The 10,523-nt window shown below is 51.0% G+C and carries 12 protein-coding genes; 6 read left to right on the top strand and 6 right to left on the bottom strand.

Features of this window, described 5'->3' with window-relative positions; translation table 11 throughout:
- Positions 1-84: 84 nt before the first annotated feature.
- From A1830_RS08710 to A1830_RS23265, 3 genes are all read right to left on the bottom strand, one after another.
- Positions 85-522 (bottom strand): DcrB-related protein, encoded by a 438-nt coding sequence (locus A1830_RS08710; protein WP_067704597.1) that lies wholly within the window; start codon positions 520-522, stop codon positions 85-87.
- 290 nt (positions 523-812) lie between these two features.
- Entirely contained in the window at positions 813-914 is a 102-nt protein-coding gene (locus A1830_RS23270) for a MobA/MobL family protein (protein WP_231877599.1), read from the bottom strand.
- Positions 914-1,108 carry a hypothetical protein gene (locus A1830_RS23265; protein ID WP_067704594.1) on the bottom strand — a complete coding sequence of 65 codons (195 nt, stop codon included), beginning with the start codon at positions 1,106-1,108 and terminating at the stop codon, positions 914-916. Before A1830_RS23265 ends, A1830_RS23270 begins: the two co-directional genes overlap by 1 nt.
- A gap of 916 nt (positions 1,109-2,024) precedes the next feature.
- On the opposite strand from A1830_RS23265, the gene A1830_RS08700 reads away from it, so the two are divergent.
- Entirely contained in the window at positions 2,025-3,251 is a 1,227-nt protein-coding gene (locus tag A1830_RS08700; protein WP_067704591.1) for a hypothetical protein, read from the top strand.
- A gap of 794 nt (positions 3,252-4,045) precedes the next feature.
- Here A1830_RS08700 and A1830_RS08695 read toward each other — a convergent pair.
- From A1830_RS08695 to tssD, 3 genes are read right to left on the bottom strand one after another with little or no spacing between them, the layout of a single operon-like run.
- Positions 4,046-4,513 carry a hypothetical protein gene (locus A1830_RS08695; protein WP_067704588.1) on the bottom strand — a complete coding sequence of 156 codons (468 nt, stop codon included), beginning with the start codon at positions 4,511-4,513 and terminating at the stop codon, positions 4,046-4,048.
- A complete protein-coding gene (locus A1830_RS08690) occupies positions 4,510-4,872 on the bottom strand; it encodes a tlde1 domain-containing protein (RefSeq protein ID WP_067704585.1) in 363 nt (120 codons plus the stop codon). The genes A1830_RS08695 and A1830_RS08690 overlap by 4 nt, the downstream gene beginning before the upstream one ends.
- A gap of 11 nt (positions 4,873-4,883) precedes the next feature.
- Positions 4,884-5,375 (bottom strand): type VI secretion system tube protein TssD, encoded by a 492-nt coding sequence (tssD, locus tag A1830_RS08685; RefSeq protein ID WP_067704582.1) that lies wholly within the window; start codon positions 5,373-5,375, stop codon positions 4,884-4,886.
- A 613-nt stretch (positions 5,376-5,988) separates the two neighbouring features.
- Here tssD and A1830_RS08680 point away from each other — a divergent pair.
- The 5 genes from A1830_RS08680 to A1830_RS08660 are packed head-to-tail and all read left to right on the top strand — an operon-like array spanning position 5,989 to position 10,507.
- Positions 5,989-7,050: an ABC transporter substrate-binding protein gene (locus A1830_RS08680; RefSeq protein ID WP_067704578.1), complete on the top strand. Its 1,062-nt coding sequence runs from the start codon at positions 5,989-5,991 to the stop codon at positions 7,048-7,050.
- A 9-nt stretch (positions 7,051-7,059) separates the two neighbouring features.
- Positions 7,060-7,875: an alkaline phosphatase family protein gene (locus A1830_RS08675; RefSeq protein WP_067704574.1), complete on the top strand. Its 816-nt coding sequence runs from the start codon at positions 7,060-7,062 to the stop codon at positions 7,873-7,875.
- Positions 7,875-8,723 carry an ABC transporter permease gene (locus tag A1830_RS08670; RefSeq protein ID WP_067704571.1) on the top strand — a complete coding sequence of 283 codons (849 nt, stop codon included), beginning with the start codon at positions 7,875-7,877 and terminating at the stop codon, positions 8,721-8,723. Before A1830_RS08675 ends, A1830_RS08670 begins: the two co-directional genes overlap by 1 nt.
- A 3-nt stretch (positions 8,724-8,726) precedes the next feature.
- Positions 8,727-9,512, top strand: a complete 786-nt coding sequence (locus A1830_RS08665) for an ABC transporter permease (RefSeq protein WP_067704567.1) — start codon at positions 8,727-8,729, stop codon at positions 9,510-9,512.
- Positions 9,513-9,514: 2 nt separating this feature from the next.
- On the top strand, positions 9,515-10,507 hold the full coding sequence (locus A1830_RS08660; RefSeq protein WP_067704564.1) for an ABC transporter ATP-binding protein: 993 nt from the start codon (positions 9,515-9,517) through the stop codon (positions 10,505-10,507).
- Positions 10,508-10,523: the final 16 nt, after the last annotated feature.

Genomic DNA, 10,523 nt, shown 5'->3' with positions numbered 1-10,523 from the left:
CGGCAATCATCCCTGCCAGCGCATGAGAATGGCCGATATCATCGCCCACGCGTGCCGCTTCAAACATAACAACGTTCCTTATTGTCAGGTGTTAAAACAAAAGCCGGAGAGCAGCGCCTGAAATTGTTGACTGTCCCCGTCCGTCAGTATCGCGGTGCAGGTCATAGTGAACACCAGAACAGGGTTATCTGCTGAATTAAAGACAGCCTGCTGCTGAAAGACCCGTTTACCTTCACGCATGTAGCTGGCATGCACACATTCACCCTGCAACAGGTTATCACCCAGTACAACAGACACCCGTTCCGTCTGCTTCCAGCCTTTCAGATGCTTCTGCATCAGCGTTAACTGCCGGCCAATATAAGCCGACAGCGTTTCGTCATTATTCATCGAATCGCGGGAGATATTAAAGGCAGGCGTGTTCTTACCGGGGAGGGTGAAGACATTAACGGTGCGGTCCTGATACCGATCAGGAAGGGTGATGCGGCCTTCAGTAAAAACGCAGAGAGGGAGATTTTCAGACATTAAGCAGGTTCCGTATGCTTCAGAAAGGGTTAAGTGTGCCACAGGGNGATGCGGCCTTCAGTAAAAACGCAGAGAGGGAGATTTTCAGACATTAAGCAGGTTCCGTATGCTTCAGAAAGGGTTAAGTGTGCCACAGGGAATGCCCACTGGCTATATACGCTATCGGGTTTCATTAAGTGAGTAGGAACAATGACCATTAATATCGTGAATAACAACGTCGGCAATAATGCCTTGCCTGGTAAAGTGCTGAAGAACAAAAGCTGTAGTGAGTTCAATATTCTGTTTTGGTATTAGCCCGGCAGAAAGGCAATTTTAAGCTCTTTAGCAAGACGAGCATCTTTTATCTTCTCTGAAGCTTGAACAGCATTCCAGAGTGTTTCACTGTCAACAATCAGGTCAGTGGAATATTTTCAGGTGCAAAAATCTGCGCAAAGGCAAGGTCCTTTTTATGCGCAATTTTGCTACCACAAACTTCACCCGTTCTGTTATCGAAGAAAACTTTACGGTGACGATATGCAGCAGAGTTAACCGAAGACTGACCTTCGCCTCTGCTGATGTTCTCCATTTTAGAACTGTATATCGCCATCCAAACATTCCTCAATGCTAAATGCTGCTTTTCATTTTACGCAAGGAAAACGTTGGTGTTGACGTTGACCGTGATTTTGTTTCCGAAGGAAAAGGTTTTAGCCTGAGGCAGGCAACCGTCGCCAGACCCCACGGCAATGCAGCGAAGCGCAATGCGTAAGTGGGTATTGCTTTATTTTTTATTGCCATGAATGGCTCAAAAATAAAGGGATTGTAAAAACCATTACTACTTGATTAATAAGAAATATATTAATGTCTGTAAAAGAATGCCGAATTAAGCGGTGCAGTCTGGATAGGTGGGAGAAGAATTCCTCGATATTATACGGGTAGGTTATTGATGACGTCCGAAGGACGAAAATGCTCTTAGTTTATCCCGCCGTAAGGCGGGATAAACTAAGCACATAAAAGGGCGGGCGGGGATTTTCCAGGTTGCACGATTTACAGGTTCAGATAAGGCGTCAGAATAAAAAATTTACAGGTGAATTTAAAAGTGTCAGTAAAAAATTAAGTAACGTATAAAGAGTTTATTTAAGCAGGCAGAGCGGAGGTAAACAGGTAAAGGAAGATGAAGGATTCAGTGAGTATTTTGAAATCCCTGAAGTGATGATAAGGGAAAGTATAATGAATGATGAATTTCCTGCGGTTTATAACCTTATAACTGTGTTATAGATTTACCGCACATCAGAGCCTGACATGCTTGCTATCATTGAAGATATGAAAAAAACCGATAGGAGAGTATAAAGAAAAACAGGGGTCCAGTTGATCTTTGAGGGAAAAGCGAAGAATTTTATGCATTTTTTAGAACATCGTTTGGAATGAAACTTTTTATTTATTCCATAGCGCTTTTTTGGTTGGTTGTGTTATACACTTAATGGATGTGTAGTTAAATTCCATCCAAATAAGGTATAGGGTATTCAATGACAGCTATCGCACTTTTAAATAGTGAAAACGATCCACATGTAGTTGCTGATACATTACTAAGTGCCGATGGGGCAGATCCAAACAAATATCAAAGTATTTGGCTTCCTGCCTTGGGCGACATCCATAGTGAATGGGAAAATAAGGACGGGAAATGGCATATTCCCCGATTGGGCAGAAAAACTTTCGCCGTTCCTGTTTATTCAGGTCTTTTGGCGTTTGCCGGGCACTGTTCAAGTGCTTTCAATTTTTGGGATGAGTTATCTGCTCATTTCTACAGCCGACAAGCATATGATCCAAACTATAGCATCACTAAGGATATCGTTGAAAGCATCCTGAACAGTAATAAAAATGCTTACCGATTTTCTCTGCTCGGTATGGTGAAAAATAATAATGGGGAATTGATTCCATTAATTCACAGGCCAGATGCAGTTATTGAAACAGAGAGTTATGGCGTATGTTATATAGCCGGCACAGGTTCTGATATGCTAAAAAAAATCATTCTTGAGCGCGATAAGCTAATTGGAAATCATTGTAGGCCTACAAAAATTTCGCATACGGAAGATCTTGCAGAATACATCTCTGCGGAGATGTTATACAATGAGTCTGATATAAAAAATGGATTTGAAGAGGGAACGCCACTCGATTATTATTGCGGTGGGTTTTATGAATGGTATGGAATAAATCGTGAAGGAATAAAGGCTTTACAGCCCAGGGTTGATATGAGTGTTAGCTTAACCGAACATGGTATCGTTATAACGAGATTATATTTTTCAGAACAGCATACGTTTCCTGCTGCGAGTAATTCATCTATTTACTCTTATAAATATCCCATCTTTGTTGTTAGCCTTGTTTCTGAGTTCAAAAATATTAACTATACATCACTTCTTAATGAAAAGTTTACATTTACTTCAGGTGAAGTGTATGGGAACCATATTGATTCAACGTTTTCTGGTTATGACGGTAATTCTCACTTTATTTCTCGACAATCAAAGCCAATTCTTGGTGAAGTAGCTGATCGTTTTTTCGGTTCTTCTGTTGAAGTTAGGAGGATTAGGTTGTTTGTCAATAACGGGGGAGATACTTTATGCAAAGGATTTGTTAATCCTATAAACACTGCTTGTTATGTTATAATTCAGTATGCTGACGATTGCTTTACAATTAGCATTGATGATACAGTTAAAGAATATATCCTCAGTAAAGCATTGTCATCTGGGTTCATTTGATTTTTTTAATTATAAAAAACTGTTTTATAATGCATTCCTATATATTTTTAGTGCTGCTGATCATCTTCTGATGAACTATTTTTCTGGTATGTTAGGAAAAGGTTGGAATTATTTATTTATCACGAATGAAGGAATAAATATGAAAGTTAAACTGTCTACTCTGTATCTATTAAGTGTATGATTTTTTATGCTCAAGCAGATGTGTTATCTAAAGTCGTTTCTGATAATAATAGTTGGGCATTAAAATTTGCCTGTCATAAAAAGAAAGAAAATGAATCATTAACAAATGTTGAACAACTTCATAATCTTGTATATCTCCCCAGTGTCAGGATACGTGTCAACCCCATCAAATACGCTAATGAGGCGATGGGGCCATGGCATGAAACGCATTTCACTCGAAACGAAAGGCTACCACACAGGCCAAATTACTCCCTCCCTACAACATGACGGTCTCCGCAGTTGCGTAAATGGAAGGGATATCGGAAGCGACTCTCTACAACTGGCGTAGTCAGGCAAGAGAAGGGGACAATCGGTGCCGGGTGCAGACAAAAACAGCGAACAGTGCCCGGCGCAAGCCCGCCTGGCGGTGATTATCGAGACCGCCACACTCAGTGAGACCGACATCGCGGCGTACTGCCGCAGAAGGTCTGTATCCGGAGCAGATAATGGGGTTTGAGGGTCAACCGTGTAAAAAACCACGCTAATAACATAATGTATTGTTTTAAATTTAATTTAATTTAATTAATTAGGCATTCGTTAAGAAAACCCGGCAAGCGCCAGGTTTGTTCTGAGGATTACTTTGCTGGGTTTTGTGCGGTTTCTTGTCTGACCTCGTCAATCGTGTCACGCATATTGCTCAGACATTCTGCGGCAGCAGCTCCAGCCTTTTCCAGCACGGGTACTGCCTTCGCGAAATACTCCTCAACTTGTGTCATTGTGGCATTCGTCATCAGTGGAATGCTGCATATCAGTAATGTGCCAAAACGCTGCTGTAGACGGTCTGGGCTCGTCTTAAACTGATTGGTGACGTTAAGCACAGCTACCGGCTCCTTAATCAGAGCCATGCTTATAGCGGTCGTCAGTTGTTCCGTGTGCTTGTCATCCAGGCTGTCACCAATGCTTTTAATTTTCGCTGGCAATGCCTGAATTGTCGCGGGGTCAGCGCTGACGACCAGATTAATGTATGTGTCCCAGTTGCTTTCTGATGCCATACAGGAGGCAGAAAGAAGACAAGTTGCGAGAACGATGCCACGGCGGATCATCTGACAACCTCTAACTTGTTATCACTGGAATGAATGATTTTTCCGCGTACTACCGGCCCCATGATTATGCAGCCCTCAGAGGCGAATCCAGGGACTTTCGGCGGCTTTTTCTCGCCGTGGATACGGAACAGGGAGCGGCCGAAACTTTCTCCGGACGTTTGAATCAGAATGATTGTCATTGGCCCCTTTGAGTTTGTATAGTCACCAATGCGATACGTTCCGCGAGGAATTGGCCCCATACCTTTAACGTGTTGACGATCCGGGTTGTTTTTGTTGGTCAGACTCCCCGAATAACCTTTACCCATTAACTTACCGTTGTGCCACAGTTCGCCGGTACTTTGGTGGTATATCCATGCCATGTGTTGTTCTCCTATGCCGCGCTGCGCTCTTTCCAGGAATCAGAGTGAATAATATTGCCGTCCAGATATTTCCAGGTGATTTTTTCATACGTCATTTCGAGCAATTCAAGGTGATCGTGACGTTCGTAGTCCGGGTCTTTAACATCTTCCATAAAGGGGACGACACAGGTAATGCGGGCATTCTCAAGGAGTACGTTAAAATATTCTTCTTCCTGTCCGGCGTAATTAATACGATAGAATTTAAGCTCGGCAGATTTTAAGAGCTTTCCGGCGCTGACGAACTGATAAAGGTACGGGCTGGAAGAGTCCAGCGCTTTGGTGAGGATAAAGGGAGCATGTTCGCGAGTGGCCGTTATCTTACCGGACAGATCATCTGTGGGGAGAGATACCCCGTGAGCCAGCGCGGTTATCTCTATGCTTCCCTCGCGTTGCTGCACATCAACAGAGCCTTTGACGGGATTTCCCCCATCGTCCTTCAGCCATAAATAAACAGGTATAGCCATTCTGTGAACTCCTTTTCGTGATTAAAGGGGGGATTATCACCTTCTTTTCCTTTATGGAGGAGACACCACTTGAGTTTTTATTAATTTAAATCAATGAAATGAATTGTTTTTGATTTTCGTTTCAGACGGAAATACGTGGCGCGGGATATGCCCGTTTTCTCTGCCACCGTTTTAAATGACTGCCCGCCGCCTCCACGCTGACAAGGATTATTGGTGAAGTAAGTGAACGAGTTAATCGTCGTCTGTGGAGAAAGCTGGCGTCGCTGCCTGACAGCTGGCAGACAGCACAACTGGCTGGTTAACCGCGCGTGATAACGTCCTGCTTATCTCCCTGGTAACGCCCGAAGCACGACGGGTACTATCTGACTCAGCGCATGGGCGATCAGGCCTCTATTTAGTGCGAAGCTGCACATAAACGGATCGAAAGCCGCGCATAAAGCCCGGCCGGCTGCTATCTCAGTTAAGGGCGGTTTCGTGCTTCATGCGCTGGCTGCCTGACATCCGCCCATGCCCGCGTCTTTTCATAAAACTGTCATCTCACCAGGTTAGATTGGCGCGGATCTTGCTGGATTGATCCAGAAATCCCTTCAACGACCCACCCGGAGCAGCAGTGATGAAACCAATATTCGCATCTGTTTTAGTCAGTGCCCTTCTTCTGAACCTCTCCGGCGCCCGCGCGGCGGACGGCGACCTCGCTGCGCTGGAGAAAGCGGCAAAAAGTGAAGGGGAGGTGAACAGCGTCGGGATGCCGGACAGCTGGGCCAACTGGAAGCAAACCTGGGATGACCTCAGCAACAGGTACGGTATTAAGCACAGCGACACCGATATGTCGTCGGCGCAGGAGCTGGCGAAGTTCGCGGCAGAAAAGAGCCAGGCCAGCGCGGATATCGGTGACGTAGGGTCCTCTTTTGGGCCGATCGCGGTACAGAAGGGGCTGGCGCAGCCCTATAAGCCCAGCACCTGGGAGCAGATCCCGGCGTGGGCGAAGGATAAAGAGGGCAACTGGGCGCTGGCCTACACCGGTACCATCGCGTTTATCGTGAATAAGGACCAGGTGAAGGAGGTGCCGCACAGCTGGGCCGATCTGAAAAAGGGCAAATACGTGGTGACCATCGGCGACGTTGGCGTGGCGGCCCAGGCGGCCAACGGCGTGCTGGCGGCCAGCTATGCGCTGGGCGGCAGCGAGACCAACCTCAAGCCTGCGCTGGCGTTCTTTGGCGAACTGGCGAAAGAGGGGCGGCTGGGGGTAAGCGATCCGGTGATTGCCAACATCGAGAAGGGCGAGATTCAGGTGGCGGTGGTGTGGGACTTTAACGGCCTGAACTATCGCGATCGCATTGACAGGAACCGCTTTGAGGTCGTTATCCCGTCCGATGGATCCATCACCTCGGGCTACACCACCATCATCAACAAATATGCGCAGCACCCTAATGCCGCGAAGCTGGCGCGGGAGTATATTTTCTCCGACGCCGGGCAGATTAACCTTGCGCGCGGCTACGCCCGCCCGATCCGCGCTGAACATCTGACGCTGCCCGCCGACGTGCAGGCCAAACTGCTGCCCGCCTCCGCCTATAAGAGCGCACACCCCATCGCCGATCCCGCTGCGTGGGATAAAGCCGCTAAAATGCTGCCGCGCCTGTGGCAGGAAAACGTCATCGTCAATATGAAGCAGTAGGGAGTCGGGATGAAAACGATTCTGGTGGTGCTGGACGGGCTGAATTATGAGGTGGCTGAGGCGACGATGGGCTATCTCCAGGCGGAGTGCGCGCAGGGTAACGGGCAGCTCTATCAGCTGACCTGTGAGCTTCCCTCGCTGTCGCGCCCTTTGTATGAGTGCATTCTTACCGGCGTCACGCCGGTCAAAAGCGGGGTGGTGCATAATGGCGTCAATCGCCTGAGCCGGGAACGCAGCGTGTTCCACTATGCGCGCGAGGCCGGGCTGACCACGGCGGCTGCGGCCTACCACTGGGTGAGCGAGCTGTATAACCGTTCGCCGTGGCAGCCCGCCCGGGATCGTCATACCGTCGATGCGGCGCTGCCCATCCAGTACGGTCATTTCTATTATGACGACGGCTACCCGGATTCCCATCTGTTTGAGGATGCGGAAAGCCTGCGGCTGCGCCATAACCCCGATTTCCTGCTGATCCATCCGATGAATATTGATGACGCCGGACATAAGTTTGGCCTCTCCTCGCCGCAGTACCGTAATCGCGCGCGGACGGCGGACGGCTATCTGTCGCACTGGATGCCGGGCTGGCTGGAGGCGGGGTATCAGGTGCTGGTCACCGCCGATCATGGCATGAATGACGATCGCAGCCACGGCGGCATTTTGCTGGAGGAAACCTCGGTGCCGCTGTTCGTTTTCGGCCAGGCCTTTTCACTGCAAATGGATGCCGCGCCGCTGCAAACCGAGCTGTGCGGCACGCTGTGTGAACTTCTCGGCGTCGATCATGATAAGCCTCTCTGCCCCGAGCTGCTGGCCCGGCGGGAGGCAGAGTGATGAGGGGCAAAGGGTTAGCGCTGCTGTGCCTGGTGCCGTTTACGCTGTTCTATATTGCCTTTCAGGTTGCGCCGCTGGTGTGGATTGCCATCCACAGCTTCTACAGCGAGATGTATGAGGCCTGGGGCTGGGGCAACTACAGCGATATTCTGACCTCCACTTTTTACCGTCAGGCGATGCGCTTCTCGCTGCATATCTCGTTCTGGTCCAGCGTCTGGGGCCTGCTTATTGCCCTGGCGGGCGGGTATTCGCTGCATCAGCTCGGCGGCGGCAGGCTGCACCGCTTCCTGATGTCATTCACCAATATGACCAGCAACTTCGCCGGGGTGCCGCTGGCCTTCGCCTTTGTGATTTTGCTGGGGCTGAACGGCTGCGTGACGCTGCTGATGCATAAATATGGCCTGATGCAGACCTTTAACCTCTACTCGGCCGACGGGCTGATTGTGGTTTACAGCTGGTTTCAGATCCCGCTGGGGATCCTGCTGCTCTACCCGGCCTTTGACGGGCTGAAGAAGGAGTGGCAGGAGTCGGCGGCGCTATTAGGTGCCGGACGCTGGCACTACTGGCGGCATATTGGTCTGCCGATCCTGTCGCCCGCGCTGCTCGGCACCTTTGTGATTCTGCTGGCGAATGCGCTGGGGGCTTACGCCACCATTTATGCGCTGACCACCGGTAACTTCAACCTGGTCCCGGTGCGGATTGCCGCGCTGGTCTCGGGCGATATCTCTCTCGATCCCAATATGGGCAGCGCGCTGGCGATGCTGCTGGTGCTGCTGATGGTGGCGATCACCCTGGTGCACCAGTGGCTGCTGCGCCGCAGCTACCAGTACGCAGGCCGGAGGAGCTGACGGATGTCACGGCGTGAATATCTCTATCATCAAGTGGTGGTGTGGCTGGTGTTTTTGATTCTGGCGCTGCCGCTGCTGGCAACGCTGCTCTATGCGCTTTCCACCACCTGGGGAGCAACCATTCTGCCGCGGGGCTTTACCCTCAGGTGGATGGTGCAGCTGTGGAGCGATCCGCGCTTTATGACCGCGCTGGGCCACTCCCTGCTGATTTGCCTGGGTGCGCTTGTCTTCTCGCTGGTGCTGGTGCTGCCTGCCATGTTTGTGATTGCTTACTATTTTCCCCGGCTGGACGCGGTAATGAACGTGCTGATCCTGATGCCGTTTGCCGTGCCGCCGGTGGTCTCCTCGGTGGGCCTGCTCCAGCTCTACTCCGACCCGCCGCTGATGCTAACCGGTACGCCCTGGATTTTGATCGGCTGCTATTTCACCCTGGCGCTGCCCTTTATCTACCGTGCGCTGGCCAACAATATGCAGGCGATCAATATGCGCGAGCTGATAGATGCCGCGCATCTGCTGGGGGCCAGTACCTGGCAAGCCGCGCTGCTGGTGGTGCTGCCGAATCTGCGCAAAGGGGCCTTTATTGCCGTGCTGCTCTCCTTCTCATTCCTGATAGGTGAGTTTGTGCTTGCTAACCTGCTGGTCGGCACCCGCTATGAAACGCTACAGGTTTATCTCTATAACGTGCGCAATGAAAGCGGTCACTTCAGCAGTGCCTTAGTGATTTCCTACTTCCTGGTCGTCCTGCTGATCACCTGGCTGGCGAACGCCCTGAACCGCGAGAGAGGCTGAATATGAGCTGGCTGAACGTTACCCGCCTGAGTAAAAGCTACGGCCCGACGATGATTTTTCAGGATATTGATTTCTCTGCCAGCGAGGGGGAGTTCGTTACCCTGCTTGGCCCCTGCGGCTGTGGTAAATCCACGCTGCTGCGCTGTATCGCGGGCCTGACCCCGGTCAATGGCGGGCAGATCCTCCTGGACGGGCAGGACATTGCCCCGCTGACGCCGCAGAATCGCGCCGTTGGCATGGTATTTCAAAGCTACGCGCTGTTTCCCAATATGACCGTGGAGCGCAACGTCGCCTTCGGCCTGAAGATGCAGAAACTTCCGGCATCCGCGATTTCGCAGCGCGTCGCGGAGGTGCTGGAGCTGGTGGAGATGAACGACTACGCCCGCCGCTACCCGCATCAGCTTTCCGGTGGGCAGTGCCAGCGCGTGGCGCTGGCGCGATCGCTGGTGACGCGGCCACGTCTGCTGCTGCTGGATGAGCCGCTTTCGGCGCTGGATGCGCGTATTCGCCGCCACCTTCGCGATCGTATTCGCAGCATTCAGAAGGAGCTCAACCTGACCACGCTGTTCGTCACGCACGATCAGGAGGAGGCGCTGGTGCTTTCCGATCGCATCGTGCTGATGGACCAGGGCAGAATTGTGCAGACCGGTAATGCCGAGGCGCTCTATACCCAGCCCGTCAATCTGTTTGCCGCCGGTTTTATCGGCCACTACAACCTGCTGACGGCAGAGCAGGCAGCGCAGCTGACCGGCGAGACCTTCCACCGCCAGGTGGCGCTGCGGCCTGAATCCGTGGTTTTCTGTCCGTCCGGGCAGGGCATTCCGGCGCAGATACTCGGCCACAGCCTGTTGGGGAACGTTATTCGCTACCGGGTTAAGGCAAAAGAGGTCGAGCTGTGGGTCGACGTGCTGAACCGCTCGGTAGAGAGCCTGCATCCGGCGGGCTTTCAGGTCGGTCTGCTGCTGGAGCCGGGCACGCTGCGCGAAGTTGCCTGATAGTGACCAGATATCA

Source organism: Erwinia sp. ErVv1 (assembly GCF_900068895.1).
GTDB lineage: Bacteria > Pseudomonadota > Gammaproteobacteria > Enterobacterales > Enterobacteriaceae > Erwinia.
This window is presented reverse-complemented; position numbering and strand designations above follow the sequence as displayed.

Bases quoted from the DNA above. Each gene is read 5' to 3' on its own strand.
- A1830_RS08710 (WP_067704597.1), bottom strand. From the start codon at position 522: ATGTCTGAAAATCTCCCTCTCTGCGTTTTTACTGAAGGCCGCATCACC.
- A1830_RS23265 (WP_067704594.1), bottom strand. From the start codon at position 1,108: ATGGCGATATACAGTTCTAAAATGGAGAACATCAGCAGAGGCGAAGGT.
- A1830_RS08700 (WP_067704591.1), top strand. From the start codon at position 2,025: ATGACAGCTATCGCACTTTTAAATAGTGAAAACGATCCACATGTAGTT.
- A1830_RS08695 (WP_067704588.1), bottom strand. From the start codon at position 4,513: ATGATCCGCCGTGGCATCGTTCTCGCAACTTGTCTTCTTTCTGCCTCC.
- A1830_RS08690 (WP_067704585.1), bottom strand. From the start codon at position 4,872: ATGGCATGGATATACCACCAAAGTACCGGCGAACTGTGGCACAACGGT.
- tssD (WP_067704582.1), bottom strand. From the start codon at position 5,375: ATGGCTATACCTGTTTATTTATGGCTGAAGGACGATGGGGGAAATCCC.
- A1830_RS08680 (WP_067704578.1), top strand. From the start codon at position 5,989: ATGAAACCAATATTCGCATCTGTTTTAGTCAGTGCCCTTCTTCTGAAC.
- A1830_RS08675 (WP_067704574.1), top strand. From the start codon at position 7,060: ATGAAAACGATTCTGGTGGTGCTGGACGGGCTGAATTATGAGGTGGCT.
- A1830_RS08670 (WP_067704571.1), top strand. From the start codon at position 7,875: ATGAGGGGCAAAGGGTTAGCGCTGCTGTGCCTGGTGCCGTTTACGCTG.
- A1830_RS08665 (WP_067704567.1), top strand. From the start codon at position 8,727: ATGTCACGGCGTGAATATCTCTATCATCAAGTGGTGGTGTGGCTGGTG.
- A1830_RS08660 (WP_067704564.1), top strand. From the start codon at position 9,515: ATGAGCTGGCTGAACGTTACCCGCCTGAGTAAAAGCTACGGCCCGACG.